We start from the raw sequence: 23,800 nt of genomic DNA, 5'->3' as shown, positions 1-23,800 counted from the left end.
GATTCAGTAATCACTTAAAAGAATGAGGACACCCATGTCACCCAATCCGATACTTTTCACCATAATACTCGTTGCTGCCCTGGTTTTCTTCGCCTGGAGCTGCTACCGGCGCTTCAGCCTCATAACCCTAGGCCGGGAGGAAAATCGCTACGATAACCCCGGACTGCGCATCTGGGACATGCTCCTTTATGCCTTCGGACAGAAACGGGTGGTGCAGAAGCCGTTCGGCATCAACCATTTCGTCATTTTCTGGGCCTTCGTCATTCTCCTCATCGCCAATCTCGAGTTCATCATCCATGGCGCCTTCCCACAACTGGGACTGGCCACTTTGCCGGCATCGCTCCATCATTTTCTGCTCTTTGCCTTCGACCTGGTCTCGGTTTTCACCCTGATCGCCATCACCCTGTCCTTCGCCCGGCGCATATTTTCACCACCGCCATACCTGAGCACCCAGTATGTGAAGGCGCGCAGCCCCGAGGCCTTCCTCATCCTCGCTTTCATCGGCATCCTCATGCTGGCTTACTTCGGCTTCCACGGCGCCGAAATTGCCATGGGAGAAACCGAGGCCGCTCCCTATATGCCCGTTTCAGCCTTTGTTGCACAGCTCATGGCACCTTACCCTTCGCTCCTCGCTACGTTCGCCGCCGTCAGCTGGTGGGTCCATGCCGTGGTGCTGCTGGCCTTCATGTGTTTTCTCCCCCACAGCAAGCACATGCATATCCTCACCGCCATTCCCAACTGTTTCTTTCAAACCCTGGGCAAGGCAAACACCCAGCCACGGGAGGAGTTCGTCAAGGGGAACGAGTTCGGTGTGGCCCGGGTTGACCAGTTCACCTGGAAAGATCTTTTCGACGGCTATTCCTGTACCGAATGCGGCAGATGCCAGGACGCCTGCCCCGCCACCAATACCGGAAAACCTCTCAATCCCCGCCAGGTAATCCATGCCATCAAGACCAACCTGCTGGATAACGGACCACTGATGCAGGCGGGGGGCAAACCGGTGGTGCCGCTCATCGGCGAGGAGGGGGAGGGGACCAATACGGAGGAGACGATCTGGTCCTGCACCACCTGCGGTGCCTGTCTCCAGGCTTGCCCGGTCATGATCGAGCAGATGCCGAAGATCATCAAGATGCGCCGCCACCTGGTGCAGATGGAGAGCCGATTTCCGGAGGAGCTCCTCAACCTCTTCGAAAACATGGAGCAGCGCAGCAATCCCTGGGGGATTGCACCGTCGGAGCGGACCAAATGGGTCTCCACCATGAACGTCCAGCCCTTCGAAAAGGGGAAGACAGAATATCTTTTCTACGTAGGGTGTGCCGGTTCCTTTGATTCCCGTGCCAAGCATATCACCGTGGCCCTGGCCACCATCCTCAATGCCGCCGGCGTTTCCTGGGGGATACTGGGCAGAGAGGAAGGTTGCTGCGGAGACAGTCTGCGCAGGCTGGGCAACGAGTTCGTCTTTGACAAGATAGCCAGGGAAAATGTGAAACAGTTCCAAGAAAAGGGCATCACCAAGGTCATCACCCTCTGCCCCCACTGTTTTACCACCTTTAAGAATGACTATCGCCAGTACGGCCTGGAGATCGAAGTCATCCACCATACGGAGTTCATAGACCAGCTGCTGCGCCAGGGACGACTGAAGCTGAACCACCAGGTGAAGGAATTGGGAAATATCGTCTTCCACGACTCCTGCTACCTGGGACGCCATAACGACGTCTTCGACGCGCCACGGCAGGTCATTGAGACGGCAACGGGAAGCGCACCGCAGGAAATGGAGCGCAGCCGCGAAAACTCCTTCTGCTGCGGCGCAGGCGGCGGCCGCATGTGGATGGAGGAATTCAACGGCGAGCGGATCAACCTGAATCGGGTCGGTGAAGCGCTTACCACCAACCCCGATACCATCTGCGTCAGCTGCCCCTACTGCATGACCATGTTCGAGGATGGCTTGAAGGATAAGCAGGCGGGTGGGGTGCGTGTTAAGGATATCGCAGAACTCGTAGCCGAAGGCTTAAGGACGAATCCGTAAAAGTTCGGCATGCATCACGCTCACCATTCTGAGCTGCGATGTAATCGCTATGCCTCACTTGGCGAGTTCTCAAGCATTTGCCGCTGAAGGTTTTTCTTAGAGGTTCCCGTGCTGCTTGTTATCCAGAATGACCCGGAAGTATCCCTCGGCACCTATGCCCGCTACCTTGCAGAGGCTAGAATCGACTACGAAACGATCCACGCCTATGCCGGCGAGGCGTTTCCCGACCTTGGCCAGGTGGATGCCGTCATCGTCCTCGGTGGGGCGATGGGGGTCAACGAGGTTGGCCGTTATCCCTTTCTCGCCGGCGTTCTGGAACTCATAGCCCGTGCCGTTCAGGAAGAAGTGCCTTTCCTCGGCATTTGCCTTGGCGGACAGCTTCTCGCCCAAGCCCTCGGTGGGGCGGTTGCCTGCAATTCTCCCTGGGGAGAAAAAGGAACCATTGCCATAGAACTGAGCGACGCCGGCGCTAAAGATCCCCTCTTCACGGGAATCAGCCGGCAGTTCACCACCTTCCAATGGCATAACGACAGCTTTGCCATTCCACCAGGGGCGCAACTGCTTGCCTCTTCATCCGCTTGCCGTAACCAGGCTTTCCGCTTCGGCTCCAATGCCTATGGGCTGCAGTTTCACCCGGAAGTTGATCATGCAACTATCGAGAACTGGATCAGCTGGACCCCTGAAACCATCGCATGCAGCAAGGATCTCGTTGCCGATTTCGCTACCGGTGCTGCGGAGTACGAAGCCGCTTCCCATTGCCTGCTCATGAACTTTTTACGACTGGCGGGGCTGAAGAGGTAAGAACTGCAATTGGAAAGAAAAGAAAAAGCCGGAAACTTCAGCAGTTTCCGGCTTTTTTGTTTCCGGCCTGGACCGTTTTCGGTCTAATCCTTACCGGCCGCCCTGCGATTGGAATCGGGGAGATGGTAGGTCCGCTTGAAGTCGGCCTGGGCGAAAGAGTAGGGGAAATGGGCCGGATCAGTGTAGGTACCGGCTAGGATGGCAGCGGTATCTTCGGCAAAAACCAACTCTTCGGCGGTGGGGATGACGAATATCTTTACCCTCGACTGAGGGGTGGAAATATCCATCTCCGTCTCCAGGGAAACAGCCCTGCGGTTCGCCTCCTTATCCAGCACGATGCCGAAAATCTCCAGCCCCGCCAGCGTTTCTTCCCTGATCTGCCAGGCCATGACCCCCACCCCTGCCGTAAACACCAGCGCATCCAACGGACCGACCGCAGCCAGATAGGCGCCGATATATTTTTTAAGCCGGTAGGCCTCCATCCGGAAAGCAAGGCTGCACCGCTCGTCCCCGTCCTCCATCTCGCGGATGATGTCGCGCCGGTCCTTGTACCTGCCGGTGATGCCGAGCATGCCGCTTTTCATGTTGAGGATGGTGTCCATCTCCCGGGGTGAAACGTCCTTCTCCTGCATGATGAAGGGGGGAATGCCAGGGTCGATGTCACCGCAGCGGGTTCCCATGGCCGCTCCCTCGATGGGAGTCAGCCCCATGCTGGTGTCGATGGAGGCACCGTTCCTGATGGCGCATAGGGACGCCCCCTTTCCGATATGGAGTGTGATCATGTTGCACTGGCTGGCTGGTTTGCCGAGCAGTGCCGCCGCCCGGCGGGAGACGAAGAGATGGGATGCGCCATGGAAACCGTACCGGCGCACGCCGTATTGCTCGTACCACTCGTGGGGGAGGGGATAGATGAAGGCATGTTCGGGCATGGTCTGATGAAAGGCGGTGTCGAAAACGGCCACATGGGGAATGCCGGGCAGAAGCTCCTGTGCGGCTTCGATTCCGGCAATATTATTGGCATTGTGCTGGGGAGCCAGCTGGACCATCTCCCGTACCGCGTCCATCACCTCGTTGTCGATGAGCAGCGAGTGGGTGAATTTTTCACCCCCATGGGCGACGCGGTGACCGACGGCGTTTATCTGCGAAACACTGTTCAGAGCACCCAGTTCGGGGCTGGTCAGGGTTCTCAGGATCAGTTCTATGGCGGTGCGGTGATCGGGGCAGTCCTGTTCGATGCGTACGGCAGGTGAACCGGGCAGTTCATGGTCGAAGTAGGAATCGCCTATGATGACCCGCTCTACAGTGCCCCCGGCCAGGACCTTGTTGTTGTCCCAGTCGAAGAGCTGATACCGTACTGAAAAGCTCCAGCAATTGATGGTGAGAATGATCACGGGCACTCCCGAAGCAGACAGAGCCCGGCAAATAAAAAAAGCCGGCTTTTCAAAGCCGGCCCCGTTGCTGGTCTGGAGCGATCTGTCAAAGCTTCCCTAGATTTCGCTGCTCATTTTCTGTTCTTGTGCAACATACTTTTCTACTCCATGCAACAGGTCGAAATCAACCCAAAACTGCGATAAAATTTAGGAAATGTTAGGTGATATAAATGTGCAGAAGAGCAGGACACAAAAAGAGGCTTCTTTTTCTTCGTTTTTTCGTGCTATAAAAGGCGCCCCGTATTTCGACTACAGGAGTTGCTCATGAACCCCGTCCCGCTACTCATCTTCTGCCTGCTCTTAGCGACAACCCCCGCATTTGCCGTATCCGAAGTCATTCCCATGAAAAACGAGGTCCGTTTCAATCACTTCAACCATATGAACTACACGGAGACCTGTTTCCAGTGCCACACGGAAGAACCGGGCAGAATCAAGGGATTCGGCAAGGAGTGGGGACACGGCAACTGCAAGGGATGCCACACCCGGATGACCAGGGGGCCGCAACGGTGCTCCGGCTGCCACAAGTGGAACGAGAATGCGCCGAATGACTGATCACGCATTTCTCTTTATATCTTCACCCTGATCGGCAGGATTACGGTCGTTATCCCCTCCCATTGCAGGCGCCGCTGGATGGCGAAGGCAGTCTCGTTGTGCAGCATCCGGTGGTAGAACTTTTCAAGTCTGAAGGTGAGCTGTCCTGAGAAAACGGTGCAGCGTGGAAATTCTGCTGCAAGCTCCATGCATAAATTTATGGCGGTTTCCACCACGTCAATGCCGGTGGCCATGCGGTACTCGGCGGCAAATCCCAGCCTTCGGGCCAGATCCACGTATTTCTCCAGTCCTTCTTTTACTGAGTCCTCCAGTGCCTCCATTTCGTGCACGCCCTTGAACGATCCCGAATCGATGACCGCCACAGAGACGAAGATGATGTTTTTGTAGGTTTCGGGAAAGGTGGTGACGATGGAGAGCAGGGTGTGGATGCCGAAGCCGTTATAGGCGCCGACCAGCTGGATTGCGGTGGAGTCGTTGGGGGTGAGGGGGGCGGTATTGACCGGGCCGCTGGTGGGAAAGTCGAGCAGGCTCTCGTCCAACTGGGCAATGCCTCTGCGCACCCGCACGTAGTGGCTCCTGATCAGGTAGCATAGCCCGATCACCAGAGAGGTGATGACCAGGGTCAGCCATCCCCCTTCGGCAAACTTTTCCACGGTGGTGATGACGAGAATCGTGGCGCAGAGGGCAAGACCTACCAGGTGTACGGTCAGATGCTGTTTCCATTTGGGGGCTTTTTCCCGGTGTTCCACGAAAAAACGAGACATGCCCAGTTGGGAGAGGGAGAATGTTACAAAAACGTTGATGGAGTACATGACCACCAGGGCTGACACGGACCCACGGGTGTAGATGAGGAGGACGATGGCGGCGCCTCCCATCATGAAGATGCCGTTGCGCATGGTGAGGCGCTCGGAAAGGGCGGCGAAGCGATGGGGGAACCATGAATCAACGGCCATATTTGACATGACCCGCGGCCCATCGACAAAGCCGGTTTGTGCAGCGACAAGAAGAAGTGCTCCTTCCGACAGAATGGTGATGAAACCAATTACGTTCCCAAAGGGCCAGTCGCCGAATAACTGTTCGGCAAGAACTGCATTGAGTGTTTTCCCCTCGACAGGTCTGATGTTAATCAATGCATAGCAGACGAACAGGATGCCTGCGGTGAAGGCGAGAGAAACAGCCATATAGGCCATGGTCCGTTTGCCCGTCTTGACATGTGGCTCCCGCATGATCTGCAATCCGTTGGATACGGCTTCGATACCGGTATAGGTCCCGCCTCCCAATGAGTAGGCACGAAGGAAAAGTAGTGTTATTCCGAGGAAGCCAATGGTGGAAAGGTCCTGGCTGAGGCCGTGCTGAAAATCCGCCGCCATCGGCGCGAAGCGGTCGCTGTGGGTAAACAGGCCGTCAAGGAGCATGAGCAGATGGGTCGCCACAAAAACCATGAAAATTGGCGCCATGACAAAGATCGATTCCTTGATGCCGCGAATATTGAGGACGATCAGAAATATGGTCAGTAAGCAGGCTGTTCCCAATTTGTAGCCGTGGAAATGCAGGGGCAGGAAACTGAACAAGGCATCGGTACAGGAGGCGATGGAGACGGTGATGGTAAGAATATAATCGACGAGGAGCGCGCTGCCCGAGATCACACCGGCCCGTTCTCCCAGCATATGAGTGGCGACGATGTAGCCTCCGCCTCCATGTGGGAAGTGCTCGATGATGCGGGCGTAGGCATAGGAGATGACAAAGACCGTTACTGCTGTGGCAAGTGCGAGCACTATCGTCAGGTAGGTGTGGGTGCCGAGGGCTCGGAAGGCTTCTTCCGGCCCATAAGCCGAGGAAGACAGGCCATCGGCGCCAAGGCCGATCCAGGCCAGCACCGGAATTAGCGACATCCTGTGGAACAGCGCCGGGTCGTTGAGTTGCTTCGGGGCACCGACCAGTGCTCGCCTGATCTTGTTGGCAATGCCCGGCCTTCGTTGATCAGGACCGTTAGGATTCACCGTGCCTCCCGATCGTTCCTTTACTGTCTTCTTATCAACTATACGGTGCCCTATGTCATTTTCAATTGATCCTGCCATGATGGTTTTTGCTCAGTTATTGCCTAAAAAGTAGTCAGAGCCTTCCCCGCATGCCTCCCACTATTCGTCTGTTTATTATTAAAAATTCACTATGTCAACATAAGTGCCCGAAAAAATGAGTATGTGAGGCTGGTTTTTAGGGTGGCACGGCTTGTGCTCTTAAGTCACTTAAAAAGGTGCACAACGTTGTGCATATTGATGTGACGGCAATGGCGCCTCTTCACCTTCTGGTGAGAGGCGCCTTTTTATTTTCAGCACAGGGAAAGGGGGAGCGTTAGGAAGGCACTATTTCGATGTACAATTTTATGATCATTACAAAGGAGTATGAGATGAAAAAAATCACCAGCATTATTTTGATGGCAATGGCGCTGGCCATGGCGGCAACCGGCATGGCACTGGCAACCCCGGCAACGCAGATCTGGATTCCTTCCACCGACGTGAGGGACTTCAAGCAGGTTCATCTGGATGTGGACAACTATGTGCGCACTTCCACCACCAAGGGGGGCAATACCTACGACCTGGGGCTCGGGGTCGGCGTTCTCCCCTTCGACAAGCTGAAAATGGAGATCGGTGTTGATTACATCAGCACCGCTGGATCTGCTGACGGTCATCCCATTTATTTCAATGCCAAGCTCGGCACTCCCGAAGGTGCTCTCTTTACCGGTTCTCCTGCACTGGCTGTGGGAGGATACGGTATCGGCACCAAGAAAAACGTGACCAACCAGAACGTACTCTATGCCCTGGCCGCGAAAACGGTGCCGGTGCTGGGAAGACTTTCCGCGGGCTATTACAACGGCAACAGGGACGTGCTGCTGAGCCTTGAGGATGGCCGCACCGACAACGACGGCGTCCTGCTTTCCTGGGACCGCACCCTGAGCGAGATTTCAGATAAATTGTGGGCAGCCGTCGATTACCAGAGCGGCAAGAATTCCCTCGGTGCCCTCAACTTCGGTGTCGCCTGGTCCTTTACTCCGAATATCTCCCTGATCCTGGGATACGACATATATAACGCGAAAAATACTGCGGACACATTTACGACGCAGCTGGACATCAATTTCTAACCTGGCGGGTCTCCTCATTGTTATCGGGGGCTCACTGCCCCCATTCTTTAGCGGGGACCTGAAAGATGCCATACGGGAGAAAGACCATGAAACTCATAGAAGCGATCATAAAACCGTTCAAGCTCGATGAAGTGAAGAATGCCTTGAGCGAAGTGGGAATAGAGGGGATCACGGTGACGGAGGTGAAGGGTTTCGGCCGACAGAAGGGGCACACCGAGCTTTACCGGGGTGCGGAGTATGTGGTCGATTTCCTTCCCAAGGTAAAGCTGGAAATAGTCGTCGGCGATGAACAGGTGGCGAAAGTCATCGCAACCATCGAAGAGACGGCGAAAACTGGCAGGATCGGCGACGGCAAGATCTTTGTCCTCCCCCTGGATGAGGCGGTGAGGATAAGGACCGGCGAAAGAGGAACAGAGGCAATTTAGATATATAAACAGACTGTGGAGGTTATTATGAAGATCAAACTTTCTTTCATCAAACTGCTTCTGGTTGCTGCGACCCTGATGGCTCCGGTTGCAGTCATGGCTGAAGAGCCGGCCAAAGCCCCGGCAGCGCCCTCAGCTGCATCTGCCGTTGCCGCTCCCGCTCAGGCTGTGGCACCAGCTCCCGCTGCTGCACCTGCCGCTGCTGCGACACCGAAAAATGTCGATCCGGTGCTGAACACCGGCGACACCGCCTGGATTCTCACTTCGTCGGCACTGGTCCTCTTCATGATTCCGGGCCTGGCCTTCTTCTACGGCGGCATGGTCCGGAGCAAGAACGTTCTTTCCACCATTATGCACTCATTTGTTGCCATGGGCATCGTCGGCGTGCAATGGGCGGTAATCGGCTATTCCCTTTCCTTCGGACCCGATGCCTTCATGGGACTCATTGGCAATACCAGCAAGGCCCTGCTTAACGGCCTGATCACCTTTAAGGATGGCAATCCGGTCTATGCGCTTTTCCAGAATGTGACCACCGAGCCCGGCTCGATTCCGGAGTACGTGTTTGCCATGTTCCAGTGCATGTTCGCCATGATCACCGTCGCCCTCATTTCTGGCGCTCTGGCCGAACGGATCAAGTTTTCCGCTTACTGCCTCTTCGTTCTCCTTTGGACCACGCTGGTTTATGACCCCCTGGCCCACTGGGTGTGGATGGTGGACGGCTGGCTCTTCAAGAAGGGGGCACTGGACTTCGCCGGTGGTACCGTCGTTCATCTCTCTTCCGGTATTTCGGCCATGGCGGCAATCATCTTCCTCGGCAAGCGCCACGGCTTTCCCCAGGAGCGGATGGCACCCCATAGCCTGCCCCTGACCATGCTCGGCGTCGGTATGCTCTGGTTCGGCTGGTTCGGCTTCAACGCAGGTTCCGCAATCGTCGGTGTCAACTGCTCCGACGCAGCAGGCGGTCTGGCCGGCCTGGCCTTTGCCACAACCACCATTGCCCCGGCAGCTGCAGGCCTTTCCTGGATGATCGCCGAATGGATCCACGCCGGCAAACCGTCGGCACTGGGCTTCGGTTCCGGTGTCGTGGCAGGACTGGTCGTCATCACTCCGGCAGCCGGTTTCGTTCAACCGGGAGCCGCGCTGATCCTCGGCCTGATTGGCGGCGTCGTCTGCTACGGTGGCGTCCTGCTCAAGGCAAAACTGAAATACGACGACTCCCTCGATGCCTTCGGCGTCCACGGCATCGGCGGTACTACCGGCGCCATTCTCACCGGTATCTTTGCCACCGTGGGGGCAACCGGCCTTCTCTCCGGCAACATCAAGCAGTTCGTTACCCAGTTGGTTGCTGTCGGCGCGGCAGGCATCTACGCTTTCGTCGTCACCCTGGTGATTGCCTTCGTCCTCAACAAGACCGTCGGCCTCAGAGTGGAAAAAGAGGACGAGATCATGGGCCTCGACCAGACGCAGCATTCGGAAAGCGCCTACAATTAATACCATCCCCTGCCATGCATTAAAGGCCGTCTCCCCCCGGGAGGCGGCCTCTTTTTTTGATTTCAGACATTCCCCTGGAGGGCAGTCGTGGCATCGGGAGTGAGCGACAAGCTGCAGCGGCGAGCGGACACCCGCCGCATGTATAACGGAGGCAACCCGCCCAGTTCAAGTATCGGGCACCATTTGGCGGGCGGCACCGCAAGGTCCGCAGCTGTATCGACAGAGTGAACGGACGATGTCGCGACTGCCTGTTATTTCCACTGAGTTCCCGGATAATCTTCAGCTGCATGCATGATTTTTGTGCAAAATATGCCTTTAATTTAGGCGGGCAGGCTTTCCGGATGGTCATTTGCTGCAGTAACATGCCGAAGTTGCAAGGTAAATCCTTTGGCACGGCTTATGCCAAAGGAATATCGGCCACAAGTGCCCCGGTCATGGGGAAATAAATGGGAAAAATACTGGGAAAAACAACCGATGCCGATGGCCTGCTGTTGGATGAGCAGGTCCTGGAACAGCTCGCTTTCAACGAGAAGATGGCCGAGCTGGGCAAACTCTCCGCAGGGCTGGTGCACGAGCTCAACTCCCCCTTGTCGGTCATTGTCTCCGCATCCCAAATGATCCTGCGGGAAGAAGATCTTCCCGAATTCGTCAAGGAGATGGTGGAGCGGATCGGCACTGAGGCCCAGCGTCTCTCCCTCTTTACCAGGAGCCTTCTCTCCTTTGCCCGCAACGATGCCGAGACGGACCCGGAAGCGGACGTGAACCTGGTGCTGCAGGAGGTGATGGATTTCCTCCGCTACGAAGCCCGGAAGAATTCCATTACCGTCATCGAAGAGAAGGATTTCGATCTTCCTCCCATTGCCGCCGACGCCAACAAGCTCAAGCAGGTCTTCATCAACCTGATCATGAACGCCTTTCAGGCCATGGAAGAAGGGGGAACCCTGCTGCTGAAAACTGCTGCCGCCGGTGACCGCCTGGCGGTGGACATTGCCGATACGGGCAAAGGTATTCCCTCCGAAAAAATCGACCTAATCTTCGAGCCATTCTACTCCACCAAGGCAGCAGGCGAAGGAACCGGGCTCGGCCTCTATATCGCCCGCAACATTCTTGAACGTCTCGGCGGCTCCATCTCCGTGAGAAGCATCGTCAACGAAGGCACCACTTTCACTCTCCTTTTCCCGCTTCCATAATCCAGCCAGATTCTCCTTCCCTGGTGCTGTCCTAAGTATCCTCTTGCTCCTTGCTTTATCTTTTCTAACGGTTTAGCATGGCAGCCATTGCCGAAAAGGAGGAACAGCCATGCAAACATATCTGGAAACCGCCGTCCGTGCCGCTAGGGCTGCAGGGGCAATGCAGAAGGACCGGCTCTGGTCCCACCATGACATAGAATTCAAGGGGGAGATCAACCTGGTGACGGAAGTGGACAAGGCGTGCGAGGCGCTCATCGTCCAGACCATCCGCGCCGATTTTCCCGACCACGACATCCTTGCCGAAGAGAACGATTACGCCGCCGTCGGCAAGCCCTGCAAATGGATCATCGATCCCCTGGACGGGACCACCAACTATGCCCACGGTTTCCCATGGTTTTGCGTTTCCATAGCCCTGGAGATGGCGGGGGTCGTGCAACTGGGGGTCATCTATCATCCCATGATGGACGAGCTTTTCACTGCGGTGAAAGGGGAGGGAGCCTTCCTCAACGGGCGGCGCCTCTCCGTTTCTTCCCGGAAGCCCCTGAAAAACTGCCTGCTGGCCACCGGCTTTCCCTACGACCGGACCTGGGAAAACGAAAACAATTTCGCCAACTTCACCACCTTTCAGATGACCGCCCGTGCCGTACGCCGCTTCGGCGCCGCAGCCCTTGATCTGGCCTATGTGGCGGCGGGGAGGCTGGACGGCTATTGGGAATGTAAGCTGAAACCGTGGGATGTGGCCGTCGGGCAGCTGCTCGTCACCGAGGCGGGGGGACGTGTCACCGGTCATGCCGGCGAGCCGTACTCCGTCTACAACCACCGCATATGCGCCTCTAACGGCCATATTCACAAAGAAATGGAGGAGGTACTGGTAAAAACTACCCTTGCCCCCCGCTGATGAATATGCTAAATGTGTTGCACAAACAACACACAAGGGGGCGGTCATGGCCATAGCGACTAAAATTCAGGCATCCATAGAGAGCGCTTCGTGGATCCGCAAGATGTTCGAGGAAGGGGAGCGGCTGCGCAAGATCCATGGTGCCGACAATGTCTATGACTTCACCCTGGGCAATCCCAATATAGATCCGCCGGCGGAATTCTACGCCGAGTTCCGCTCCCTGGCCCAGGACCCGCCACATGGTATGCACCGCTACATGAGCAATGCCGGGTACGAAGAGACACGGCGGGCGGTTGCCGAGTTCATCGCCGGTGCCTCGGGGCAGCCGGTGACCGCCGCCAACGTCATGATGGCCTGCGGCGCCAGCGGAGCCCTCAATGTGGTCCTCAAAACCATCCTCAACCCTGGCGAAGAGGTCATCATCCTCACCCCCCACTTCGTCGAGTACAAGTTCTACATCGACAATCACGGCGGCGTCCCCCGCGAAGTCTGGACCGACCGCAAGACCTTCCAGCTGGACCTGGCCGCCATCGAGGCCGCCATCAACGGCAAGACCCGGGCCATCATCATCAACAACCCCAACAATCCCACCGGCGTCATCTACCATGCAGAAAGCCTCAAACAGCTCGGTGACCTGGTGCAGAAAAAGGAACGGGAGCTGGAGCGGCAGATTTACGTCATCTCCGACGAACCCTATTCCCGTATTGCCTATGACGGCAGAAAAGTGCCGAATATCTTCAACGCCGTGGACAACTCGGTCATCGTCACCTCCCATTCCAAGGACCTGGCCCTGCCCGGCGAGCGGATCGGTTTCCTGGTGGCAAGCCCGCGCATGACACATGGCGACCTCTTCATAGAAGGAGCCGTCTTCTGCAACCGCGCCCTGGGCTTTGTCAACGCACCGGCCCTCATGCAACGGCTGGTGGCCAAGCTGCAGCATGCCTCGGTGGATATGGGGGCATACGAGCGGAAGCGGGACCTGCTCTACAACAACCTGACGGCCATGGGTTTCAGGATGGTCAAGCCCGACGGGGCCTTCTACCTCTTTCCCCAGTCTCCCCTGGCCGATGATGTGGAATTCGTCCGGGCGGCCCAGAAACACAACATCCTTCTCGTCCCTGGAGCGGGTTTCGGCGCCCCCGGTTTCTTCCGCATCGCCTATTGTGTGGACGAGGCCATGATCGAGCGGAGCCTGTCTGCCTGGCAGGCGCTTGCCGAGGAAATAGGCATTAAACGGTGACAGGTGACAGGTGACAGGTGACAGGTGACAGGACTTCGAACCTAGAACATAGAACCTAGAACATAGAACATAGAACATAGAACATAGAACATAGAACCTGAGGTTGTAATGAGCGCAACAATATTGGTGGTGGACGACGAGGAGAGCATCCGTACTTCGGTGGCGGGGATTCTCGAAGATGAGGGTTACAGGACTGTTTTTGCCGTGGATGGGGTCGAGGCTCTCGCCATGGTCCAGCAGGAGATGCCGAGCCTGGTGATGCTGGATATCTGGATGCCGCGCATGGACGGGATGCAGACACTGCAGAAACTGAAGGAGCTCTATCCTAACCTGACGGTGGTGATGATGTCCGGTCACGGCACCATCGAGACCGCAGTCAGATCCACGAAAATGGGCGCATACGACTTTGTGGAAAAGCCCCTTTCCCTGGAGAAGGTCCTTCTCTGCGTCAATAACGCCATCAGCATGAGCCGGCTCAAGGAGGAGAACACTTCTCTGCGCAGCATAGTCCTCAAGGATCATGAGATGATCGGCGATTCGGCTCCAATGAAGCAGTTGCGTGAGCATATCCGGCTGGCCGCTCCCACCAATGCCTCGGTTCTCATTACCGGCGAAAACGGCACCGGCAAGGAGCTGGTGGCGCGATCCGTCCACTACGGCAGCCAGCGGGGGGACAAGCCCTTCATCGAGATCAACTGTGCAGCAATTCCTGAGGAATTGATCGAGTCGGAGCTCTTCGGACACGAAAAAGGAGCCTTTACCGGCGCCGTCGCCCAGAAGAAGGGAAAATTCGATCTGGCCGACGGGGGCACCATCTTTCTCGACGAGATCGGCGATATGTCCCTGAAAACCCAGGCCAAGGTGCTGCGCATCCTCCAGGAACGGAAATTCGAACGGGTCGGCGGCAACAAGGTGGTGGAGGTGGATGTGCGCATCATTGCCGCCACCAACAAGGTGCTGGAGGAGGAGATCCGGTCGGGCAACTTCCGCGAAGATCTTTTTTATCGCCTGAACGTGGTGCCCTTCCACGTCCCGCCTCTCCGGGAACGGCAGGAGGACATCACTCTGCTGGTCGAGCACTTCCTGGACAACTTCTGCCGGAAGGAAGGGCGCGACCGCAAGAGCATCGCTCCTGAAGCGGTGGAACTGATGAAACGCTACGAGTGGCCCGGCAACGTGCGCGAACTAAAGAACATCGTCGAGCGCCTGGTTATCATGAGCCCGGTGCGCACCATAACCGCTGACCAGGTTCCTCCCTATATCGGTGCCCACGAAGGGCAGCGGGATGGGGGCAAACAGGGCAGCGCCCTGGAACTGAGCTCACTGCGCGAGGCCAGGGAAGAATTCGAAAAGGAATTCATTGTCCAGAAGCTTGAGGAAAACGACTGGAACATCAGCAAGACTGCCGAGGCCATCGAGCTTGAGCGGAGCAATCTCCACCGCAAGATCAAGAGCTACGGCATCGATATGAAAAAGTAGCTTACCCTCCGAATACGGGCAGGTGACGGTGTCGGATCTCGACCTGTTCCTGCCCGTCCAATCCTTTCGGTACATCCGCTCCCATCACAAGTCAGAGCGGCCGCGCACCGACGCCGGCGCAAAATTTCCTACTCTGTATTCCCCCCGATGACTTTACCATTACCGCAGCAACAGACTCGCCACAGGCCGATTAGCCATTGCCCTTCAATGCTGGGGCGTTAAAATTAAATAGGATTAAGTTTTTGCGCCTTCACCCCTACTTGAGCGAGGTAACTGCAATGTCGGGTCCTCCGGCGAAAGATGCAGGCGACGTTTTGACGGCACAGGAAAAACTCCGGCGGTTGTACCGGGGCCTGGTTCGCCTTCCTGTTGCTGTGTTGATGGCCGATGCAGAAGGGAACATCGAGTTTGTCAACGACAGGTTTGTTGAAATGACCGGCTATGAGCCAGCCGAAGCAATAGGTCAATGCCTCTGGTCCTTGCAGTGCGAAAAGGCAGCACCGGGCCCCGGCGCCCAGTTGCAGGAGACGGTACTTGCACAGGGTGGGTGGCATGGGGAGATGGTCAACCGGAGAAAAAACGGTGAACTCTACTGGGAGACCATTTCCATCTGTGCCGGCAGGGATGAGAACGACAAGGTCACCAACTTCGTTGTCGTTAAAGAGGATATTTCAGAGCTGAAACGGACCGAGGAGGCATTACGGGCCAGCGAGGAGCAGTTGAAGGCGAAGGAGGTGGAGTTGCGTGAGGCCCAGCGCATTGCCCGCGTGGGCAGCTGGAGTTGGGAGCCGGCAACGGATACCGTGTACTGGTCCGAAGAGACCTACCGCGTTTGCGGGTTCGATCCCTCAAAAGGGGCGCCCTCTTTTGCCCGGCATGGGGATCTTTTTTCACCCTCGGATATGGCCCGTTTGAAGGAATGCGTAGACCGTGCGCTGCAGGAAGGGACTCCGTACCAGCTGGATCTCCTCATGTTATGCCCGGACAAATCACGGTGGATAACCGTGCAGGGCGAGGCGACGCGTGATGCCGAGGGGCGGGTGACGGGTATCCGGGGGAGCCTTCAGGATATCACCGAGCGGAAGCGGGCGGAGGAGGAGCTTCAGGCCCAGCGCCAGCTGCTGGAATCGGTTATCTACAGTTTACCTGCTGCAGTACTGATCACACAAGGTTCTGAGTTGCGCGTCAAGATGATCAATCCCGCCTACAGCCAGATCGCCTCGGGCAGGGAGGTTCTCGGCAGGAACTTTCCGGACGTGTGGCCGGAAATACCGGCGCTCAAGGATATTTTCCTGAAGGTGCTGGAGACGGGTGAGCCATACATTGCGAATGATCAAGCCTACGAGATCAGTCGCTTTCCCGGCGGTCCTCCTGAAAAGCGCTACTTCAGCTGGTCGCTCTACCGTGTCCGTCTTCCTGGAGATGAGGGCTGGGGGCTGTTGAACACCGCCTGGGAGACCACGGAGAGGAAACAAAACGAGGATGCGTTGCTCGCCAGCGAAGAGAAATTCCGCTCATTTTTCGAGCATGCTGCCGTCGGCATGGGAAGAGTCAGGTTCGCCGATGCCCGTTGGATTGACGTGAATGGGGCCTTCTGCAGGATGCTGGGTTACAGCTCCGATGAGATGAAGGCGATTCCCTGGCCCCAGATCACCCACCCAGAGGACGTTGACCTGGATCTCATTCCATTCCGCCGCATGGCCGTCGGCGAGCTTGAGGCCTACAGCGTGGAAAAGCGCTTTATCCACAAGGACGGACATCATGTCTGGGCGCGACTGACTCTCTCCCTGGTAAGGACGGCCGCCGGGCGCCCTGATTACGAGATAGCCGTCATCGAGGACATCAGCGAGCGCAGACGCTCCGAAGCGGAGCGGGACCGGCTGCTGGCGGAGGTACAGCGCTCGAATCAGGAACTGCAGCAATTCGCCTACATTGCTTCCCATGATCTGCAGGAGCCCTTACGCATGATTTCCGGTTACATTGCACTGATGGAACGCAAGTATGGAAGCCGGCTGGATGAAAGGGCTCGAACCTATATCAACTATGCTGTCGATGGGACAAGGAGGATGCAGAGGCTCATCGATGGCCTGCTTAATTATTCCCGCATTTCCCGGGAGGCAGAGCTGGTACCGGTCGACATGAATGCAGTTTTTGCCGTCGCGACAGCCAATCTGGAACAGAGAATCCGGGAATCTGGGGGGCGGGTGACGGCAACCCCCCTGCCGGTTGTGCGTGGCGACGAGATTCAGCTGGTCCAGCTTCTTCAGAACCTGGTCGGCAACGGCCTAAAATACAGAAAGCCGGGTGCTTCTCCAAAGGTTCATCTGTCGGCAAGGCAGACTGGAGCCCATTGGCTCTTTGCCGTGAGAGACAACGGCATCGGCATCGAACGTCAGCACTACGATCGCATCTTCCAGATATTTCAGCGCCTGCACACCGAGGATGAGTACCCGGGCACCGGAATTGGCCTGGCCACATGTAAGAAGATCGTCGAGCGCCACGGCGGAAGGATCTGGGTCGAGTCGAAACCTGGTGGTGGTTCGACCTTCTTCTTCACACTTCCGGTAGGGGATAAGCAGGAAGGCGCGGAGCTGAGGCCTCCGGCAAAGGATGCGTCATGACAACAGTGGCAGGAGTTGGACACAGCTTTAATAGAAATCCAAGGGAAGCAGGGAGGGAGGCTGCTCTTAAGGCTCTTGAGCAGAAGGGTATCGGGGCCCCTGACTTCGTCTTCGTGTTTGCGACCGTCGGATACGATCAGCAACAGCTCATTGGTGCCGTGCGTGAGGCAACCGGGAACGCTCCCCTGGCCGGATGCTCCGGGGAAGGGATAATCACCAACGGGGTGGCCGCAGAAACAAATTTCAGTGTCTGTGTCATGGCCATAAAATCCGACGAACTCCGTTTTCGCAACACCCGCCTGAAGGACATCGGCCAGGAAGCGGATTTCGGGGGCGGTCGGCTGGCGGCAGCGATCAAACCGTGGCTTAGCACCGAAACAATATGCTGCTTTCTCTTCATCGACGGATTCGTCATCGACTTCGACCCCTTCAGGGCAGCCCTGGAAAAAAGCCTTGGGGACGGACATGGTCTCTGCCTCTTCGGCGGCTTGGCCGCCGACAACTGGGTCACCCGCAGAACTTACCAGTATCATGACGACGAGGCCTTCTCCGAAGGGATTTCCTGCGTCGTCATGTCGGGCCGTGGCAGCATCACCTGCGGCATCAACCACGGCTGCGTCCCGGTCGGGACGAAGCACGTCATCACTCGCAGCAAAGGGAACATCATCTATGAAATCGACGGCATGCCTGTTCTCGAACTCCTGAAGGACTATGTGGAAGGAGACTGGATGAGCCAGTGGAACAAGATCTCCCTGAATCTCTGCCTGGGCTTCAGGGCTCCCGCAGCCATCAGGGAAGAGTACGGCGATTTCCTTGTCCGCTACATGATGGCCATGGATGACCGGCAAGGCTGCGTGACCATCCAGTCCGACGTGCGTGACGGAACCGAGCTGTGGATTCTTCGTCGCGACAAAGAACTGATTCGCCATGGACTTTTTTCGGTTTCCGACCGCATCCGGCAGCAGATGGGACGACGGCAGCCCAAATTCGTCATGCAGTTCGAGTGCATGGGTCGGGGGAAGGCTGTCTTCCGGGAGCAGGAGAAAAACGAGCTGATCGCCTCGCTCCAGCAAAGAATCGGGCACGACGTGCCCTGGATCGGATTTTATACCTATGGCGAAATCGGCCCAGTCAACTGCAATAATTGCCTCCACAATTTCACCGCCGTGGTGACCGCCATCTACTGAACGGCGCGAGCGAGAGAGAGGGCATGAAAAAAGACGATTTCCATATCCCGCCCGGCAACGACGATCAGGTCGCAATGCTGCGGCAGGAAATCAAGACCCTCTCCGAACAGGTAAAACGGCTGGTCAAGGCAGAGAGCAGGCTCTACCGGTATCAGGAGGAACTGGACGCCCAGCTCAAGGAGTACAAGGATCTGTATGAATTGAACAAAGCCCTTAACGAGACGGTTGAGCTCTCGGAGATGTTCCGGCATACCGTTGACTACTTCACCTGCAACCTTGACTATGAAAGGGCAATAGCCCTGAGATTCAGTGGTGATAGCGACGATTACCGGGTCGCAGCCCTGGCCGGCTATTACGACGATAAGGAAAAAAGTTGTGTGGCAGCGCTTACTATCGGCCGTGACGGGCCTTTGCCGGCATCTTTCGCACGAGGCGAGGAATTCCTTGTATGCACGGCAGGTTCGGAAGACGCTGAACTGAGCGCATTCGGCGCACTTGCCTACCTGGATGAATTTTTTATTTTCCCACTGGGTAGCAATTTTCCTCCTCAAGCCCTGCTGGCGGTCGGTAATTCCACAGAGCATACCCAATTCTACCGCAAAGTGGATGCCGGTCATGAAACCCTGGTCAGCATCGGGAATGCCATCGGGCTAGTCTCTTCAGCTTTGGAAAAAACCATTCTGTACCATGCTTTGGAAGAGAGCGAGTACCGGCTGAAGAACGTCGTCGAAAACCTTGGAGAGGGGCTGATTCTCATAGACCCGCCCAGCGAAGGTCTGCAGTGGAACCATGCTGCCCTGCAGATGTACGGGTACGAGAGCCAGGTGGACGATGTTGCTTCATGTCAGAATCTGGGCCAGGTCTACGAACTGCTGCAGCTGGATGGAAAGCCAGTGCCGGTCGAGCAATTGCCCATCAAGCGGATTTTGCGCGGGGAGGAGTTTCGCGAGTACCAGCTGGTTGTCAAACGGAGGAAAAAGCCTTGGCAGCGAACCTTCAGTTTCAGCGGGGTCCTCATTCGCGATGGGCGGGGAAAGCCCTTCGTCGGCTTGCTCACCCTCCGGGACATTTCGTCCCAGCGACAGTCCGAGAATGAGCGTGAGCGCCTTATTGCCGAGTTGCAGCGGTCCAACGCCGAACTGCAGCAGTTCGCCTACGTCTCGTCCCACGACCTCCAGGAGCCGATTCGCATGGTGACCAGCTATGCACAGCTTCTGCAGCGACGCTACCAGGGGAAGCTGGATGAGAAGGCGGATACCTATATCTCGTACATGGTCGAAGCGGCCCACCGCATGTCCTCACTCATCGACGACCTGCTTGCCCTTTCCCGCGTCGGCCGGAGCGAAAGACCTCCGGCCCCGGTAGCGATGGAATCGGTGATGCAGCAGGCCCTGGACAACATGCGGCTTTCACTTGAGGAAGCCGGTGCTGAAGTTACCTATGAAGCGCTGCCAACAGTGCCGGGGGATGAAATACAGTTGCTGCAGCTCTTACAGAATCTCATCGGCAATGCCGTCAAATACCGCAAGAAGGATGTTCCGCCACGGGTCCACATCTCCGCCGTGCGCAAGGGGAAGCAGTGGATATTCGGGGTGCACGACAACGGCATCGGCATCGAGCCCCAGTACCACGAGCGGATCTTCGTCATCTTCCAGCGCCTCCATCATCGGGAAGACTACCCGGGGACCGGTATCGGCCTTTCCATCTGCCAGAAAATCGTGGAAAACCATGGAGGGAGGATCTGGGTAGAATCCACACTGGGAGAAGGATCTACCTTCTTCTTCACCCTGCCGGCCAAAGAGGGAGAGGGGCGTTGATGGATCGGCGCGACAAGACCGTACTCCGCTTCAGGCTTGCTGCGGTGGCCGCAGGACTGGTCGCTGCGGCAATCGGCGGTTATCATCTCATCGCCTGGTTTTCCGGCGTCATGGCCACCCGTGGGCTTTACCAGATCACCATGAAGACCAATGCTGCACTTTGTCTCTTTCTTGCAGCGATAGCGCTGATAATGATGGCTGGTGAGGTGGGGGGGAGGAAAGGACCTTGGCTGGCGCGAGGCTGTGCGATCGTGGTGATGGCCATTGGTTTTCTTACCCTTCTGGAGCACCTGTTCACCTTTGATTTTGGCATCGACGAGATGTTTGCCCAGGAGGCGCCCGGGGCCGTCGGTTTTCTCCATCCTAACCGCATGGGGCCGCCCGGTGCCATTACCTATACCCTTGCCGGGTTGTCCCTGCTGCTTCTGTTGAGGCAGAGGAAGGGATCCGCCGGGGCTGCCCAGGCACTTGCCCTGATCATGAACTTTCTGGCGGTGATGGGCATGCTGGGCTACCTGTACGGGGTGCAGGGGCTCTATGGAGCTGCACGGTTCACGGTCATTGCCTTGCCGGCAACGGTAGGCAATTTCTTATTCAGCATCGGGCTGCTCTGCTTCCGTCCAACAGAAGGGCTCATGGCGCGGGTTACCTCCGCCGATCCTGGAGGAATGGTGATCAGGAGGTTTTTGCCTGCGGCGCTGATAATTCCTGTCATACTTGGATGGCTTCGGCTGCAGGGGGAATGGCATCATCTTTATGAACACAACTTTGGCACGACCGTTCTGATTCTCTCCTGGATTGCCATTTTTTCCTGCCTCATCTATCGGATGGGGACCTTGATTGATCACTGGTCGGAGAAAACACGGGAAAGCGAGGCCCGGTTCCGGGGTATCTTTGAGAATGCCGCGGTGGGCATCAGTCTTTTCGATCCCCAGGCCAGGCTGAAGCGGGCCAATTCCAGGCAGTGCGAGACCCTTGGCTATACGGAGGAGGAACTGCTGGGGAAATCCTTTGATAGCTTTACCCATCCACAGGATCATGAACCGGACCTGAGCCGCTACCGGATGCTCATGGAGGGGAGCATCCGGAGTTATTCCCTAGAGAAGCGTTACCTGCGGAAGGATGGCGGCCTCATCTGGGTGCGCGTTACCCGCTCCGCACAACCGGGTCCCCGCAACTTGCCCGAATACTCCATCAATATCGCCGAGGACATCTCCGCACGCAAGGAGGCTGAAGAGGACCGGGAGCGGCTCCTTGCCGAGGTGCAGAGGTCTAACCAGGAGCTGCAGCAATTCGCATATCTCGCTTCCCACGACCTCCAGGAGCCGCTCCGGACCATTGCCGGCTATCTCGGCCTGCTTGAGCGCAAGTACAGCGGCCAACTGGATGAAAAGGCCAGGACCTACATCGGCTATGCCGCCGACGGGGCCGGCAGAATGCAGAAGCTCATCGAGGGTCTGTTGAACTTTTCCCGCATTTCGCGGCAGGTGGAGTTTGCATCTGTGGACACCAATGCGGCATTTAAGGCGGCGGTTACCAACCTGGAACAGCGCATTGAGGAATCGGGAGGCACGGTGAACAATGATCCTCTCCCCATCGTACCGGGGGACGAGAACCAGCTCGTCCAGCTTTTCCAGAACCTCATCGGCAATGGCCTCAAGTACCGAAAGCCCGATATCCTGCCTCACGTGCACGTTTCAGCGAAGCAGGAGGGGAACGAATGGCTTTTTTCCGTCAGCGACAACGGTATCGGCATCGAATCCCGGCACTATGACCGCATCTTCCAGATATTTCAGCGCCTGCACACCAGCGAGGAATATCCGGGCACTGGTATCGGCCTGGCATCGTGCAGGAAGATCGTCGAACGGCACGGGGGAAGGATCTGGGTCGAATCGGTACCGGGCCGGGGTTCCGTCTTTTACTTCACTTTGCCGGCTGAACGGAACCTTTGAGAAGAATTTTTGCCGGAATGCACGGGCCTTTGCCTCTGCCAAGGGAGAAAATAATGCCAAGGCGCGGCAGCTGTGCTATATGAATAGGGCGAATGGCAGCACGAATTTCCCCAGGAGTCGGCCATGCACTCATTGATGAAGATTTTTCTCCTTTTTCTGCTCTCGGCCCTGGTAGGTTGCAGCGCGGGCAACGCCTCCCTCTCCGAGACCATGGCCGCCCTCAAGACCCAGTCCACCAGGGGTACCACCCTCAATGCGCTTCCCCCTCGGGATGAGGCGTGCCGTACCCAGTTGAAGCGTGAGATATCAACGCTCAACGTGGGGATCGAGGCATCCACCGCCGAGCTGGCCGCCATGATCAACCGGGTGGTGCCAAAGGAGCTGTACCGAGGTTCCACCAAGACCAGTGGGCTCACTGCCGACATTGCGCGCACCGGCCCCATTGCCGTCAGCGCCGCCGGCAACTACCTCTATCTGACCATTCCCGTTTCCCTTTCCTTAAGCTACGGCATCTTCAAGACCCCTGCCGTGGCCGGCGCCTTGAAATTCAAGGTCAGCGCCACGGTGACCTCCGACTGGAGGATGGTGGCCGAGGTTTATTATGTGGGGCTGAGCGATCTGCTGGCCGAGGAGCTGAGGATCGGTCCCATTTCCATCAGGCCGCGCAGTGTCGTGGAAAGTGCCACCCAACCTGTGCAGCACATTCTTTCCGACCAGCTCAACCGGAAGCTCAACGAGCAGTTCCCCCTCAGGGCGCAGGCGGCAAAGGCCTGGAATGCGGCCCAGAAGCCGGTGCTTGTGGATAAGAACTACAACGCCTGGATGGCCATCACCCCCCAGGAGGTGCTCCTCTACCCGCTTCTCGCCGAGAAAGACCGGGTGCGGCTCAGTGTCGGGCTCAAGTCCTATGCCGATCTAGTGGTGGGACCGAACCCGCCGGCTCGCCGGCCGCTTCCCCTACCCAACCTCAAGCTGGTTGGCGGCGCCGACCGCACTTTCCGTATCGCGCTCAATACTGATCTGCATTTTCAGGACCTCCGCACCATTGCCCGGCCGCTTCTGATCGACAGGGAAATAGGGAGCGACGGCAGAAAGGTTGTGCTGAAGGACCTGGACCTGTATGGCAACGGTGAGCGGTTGCTGGTCAAGGTGGTGACGACTGGTGACCTGGAGGGGACCTTCTATCTCACCTGTAAACCATCGTTCAATGCCCAGACCAACGTCTTTTCCGTTGAAGATGTGGATTTCGAGATGCAGACGAAAAGCCTGCTCCTGCAATCGGCCGACTGGTTCCTCCACGGCACCATCAGGAGCACCATCAAAGAGAAGCTCAACATGGACCTGACCCGGCGGATCGTTCAAGCGAGAGAGGTGGCGGGCAAGGCCATGGCCAAGGTGAACCTGGCGGAAGACGTCTTCCTCAACGGCAGCATCAAGACCTTGAGGCTGAATGACGTCATGGTGCAGAAGGATAGGATATCCATTCAGGTTTACGCGGAAGGGGAGACGGCGGTGGTGTTTCATTGATTAGTGAAATGCCATCAACTTTATT

17 protein-coding genes are annotated in these 23,800 nt (G+C 57.0%); 15 read left to right on the top strand and 2 right to left on the bottom strand.

Features of this window, described 5'->3' with window-relative positions; all coding sequences use genetic code 11:
• Positions 1-34: 34 nt before the first annotated feature.
• Both ML541_RS08950 and ML541_RS08945 read left to right on the top strand, forming a co-directional pair.
• Positions 35-2,026, top strand: coding sequence for a (Fe-S)-binding protein (locus ML541_RS08950; protein WP_243372409.1), 1,992 nt, complete (start codon positions 35-37; stop codon positions 2,024-2,026).
• Between the two features lie 108 nt (positions 2,027-2,134).
• The gene (locus tag ML541_RS08945) at positions 2,135-2,827 is read left to right on the top strand and encodes a type 1 glutamine amidotransferase (protein ID WP_243372408.1); all 693 of its coding nucleotides are present in this window, start codon (positions 2,135-2,137) and stop codon (positions 2,825-2,827) included.
• Positions 2,828-2,910: 83 nt separating this feature from the next.
• Here ML541_RS08945 and ML541_RS08940 read toward each other — a convergent pair whose 3' ends face one another.
• Entirely contained in the window at positions 2,911-4,218 is a 1,308-nt protein-coding gene (locus tag ML541_RS08940) for an acetate kinase (protein WP_243372407.1), read from the bottom strand.
• A gap of 303 nt (positions 4,219-4,521) precedes the next feature.
• Between ML541_RS08940 and ML541_RS08935 the strand changes: the two genes are divergently transcribed.
• Entirely contained in the window at positions 4,522-4,809 is a 288-nt protein-coding gene (locus tag ML541_RS08935) for a cytochrome c3 family protein (RefSeq protein WP_243372406.1), read from the top strand.
• Between the two features lie 14 nt (positions 4,810-4,823).
• On the opposite strand, the gene ML541_RS08930 is transcribed toward ML541_RS08935, so the two are convergent.
• Positions 4,824-6,809 carry an APC family permease gene (locus ML541_RS08930; protein ID WP_243372405.1) on the bottom strand — a complete coding sequence of 662 codons (1,986 nt, stop codon included), beginning with the start codon at positions 6,807-6,809 and terminating at the stop codon, positions 4,824-4,826.
• A 407-nt stretch (positions 6,810-7,216) separates the two neighbouring features.
• On the opposite strand from ML541_RS08930, the gene ML541_RS08925 reads away from it, so the two are divergent.
• The 12 genes from ML541_RS08925 (at position 7,217) to ML541_RS08870 (ending at position 23,775) form a co-directional block, all read left to right on the top strand.
• Positions 7,217-7,948 carry a hypothetical protein gene (locus ML541_RS08925; RefSeq protein ID WP_243372404.1) on the top strand — a complete coding sequence of 244 codons (732 nt, stop codon included), beginning with the start codon at positions 7,217-7,219 and terminating at the stop codon, positions 7,946-7,948.
• An 86-nt stretch (positions 7,949-8,034) separates the two neighbouring features.
• Positions 8,035-8,373: a P-II family nitrogen regulator gene (locus ML541_RS08920; RefSeq protein ID WP_243372403.1), complete on the top strand. Its 339-nt coding sequence runs from the start codon at positions 8,035-8,037 to the stop codon at positions 8,371-8,373.
• A 27-nt stretch (positions 8,374-8,400) separates the two neighbouring features.
• A complete protein-coding gene (locus ML541_RS08915; RefSeq protein WP_243372401.1) occupies positions 8,401-9,864 on the top strand; it encodes an ammonium transporter in 1,464 nt (487 codons plus the stop codon).
• A 446-nt stretch (positions 9,865-10,310) separates the two neighbouring features.
• Complete coding sequence (locus ML541_RS08910) at positions 10,311-11,054, top strand: ATP-binding protein (protein WP_243372400.1); 744 nt, start codon at positions 10,311-10,313, stop codon at positions 11,052-11,054.
• 109 nt (positions 11,055-11,163) lie between these two features.
• A complete protein-coding gene (locus ML541_RS08905) occupies positions 11,164-11,952 on the top strand; it encodes an inositol monophosphatase family protein (protein WP_243372399.1) in 789 nt (262 codons plus the stop codon).
• 46 nt (positions 11,953-11,998) lie between these two features.
• The gene (locus tag ML541_RS08900) at positions 11,999-13,192 is read left to right on the top strand and encodes a pyridoxal phosphate-dependent aminotransferase (protein ID WP_243372398.1); all 1,194 of its coding nucleotides are present in this window, start codon (positions 11,999-12,001) and stop codon (positions 13,190-13,192) included.
• 108 nt (positions 13,193-13,300) lie between these two features.
• Positions 13,301-14,671: a sigma-54 dependent transcriptional regulator gene (locus ML541_RS08895; protein ID WP_243372397.1), complete on the top strand. Its 1,371-nt coding sequence runs from the start codon at positions 13,301-13,303 to the stop codon at positions 14,669-14,671.
• A 278-nt stretch (positions 14,672-14,949) separates the two neighbouring features.
• On the top strand, positions 14,950-17,292 hold the full coding sequence (locus tag ML541_RS08890) for a PAS domain S-box protein (protein ID WP_243372396.1): 2,343 nt from the start codon (positions 14,950-14,952) through the stop codon (positions 17,290-17,292).
• Positions 17,289-18,479, top strand: a complete 1,191-nt coding sequence (locus ML541_RS08885) for an FIST N-terminal domain-containing protein (RefSeq protein ID WP_243372395.1) — start codon at positions 17,289-17,291, stop codon at positions 18,477-18,479. The genes ML541_RS08890 and ML541_RS08885 overlap by 4 nt, the downstream gene beginning before the upstream one ends.
• 23 nt (positions 18,480-18,502) lie before the next feature.
• The gene (locus tag ML541_RS08880) at positions 18,503-20,296 is read left to right on the top strand and encodes an ATP-binding protein (protein ID WP_243372393.1); all 1,794 of its coding nucleotides are present in this window, start codon (positions 18,503-18,505) and stop codon (positions 20,294-20,296) included.
• Entirely contained in the window at positions 20,296-22,248 is a 1,953-nt protein-coding gene (locus tag ML541_RS08875; protein WP_243372392.1) for an ATP-binding protein, read from the top strand. The genes ML541_RS08880 and ML541_RS08875 overlap by 1 nt, the downstream gene beginning before the upstream one ends.
• Positions 22,249-22,371: 123 nt before the next feature.
• The gene (locus ML541_RS08870; protein ID WP_243372391.1) at positions 22,372-23,775 is read left to right on the top strand and encodes a DUF4403 family protein; all 1,404 of its coding nucleotides are present in this window, start codon (positions 22,372-22,374) and stop codon (positions 23,773-23,775) included.
• The last annotated feature ends 25 nt before the right edge of the window (positions 23,776-23,800 follow it).

It is taken from the genome of Geotalea sp. SG265, from assembly GCF_022808985.1.
GTDB lineage: Bacteria > Desulfobacterota > Desulfuromonadia > Geobacterales > Geobacteraceae > Geotalea.
Note: the sequence above shows the minus strand (reverse complement) of the source record. Positions and strands in the feature narration are given on the sequence as shown.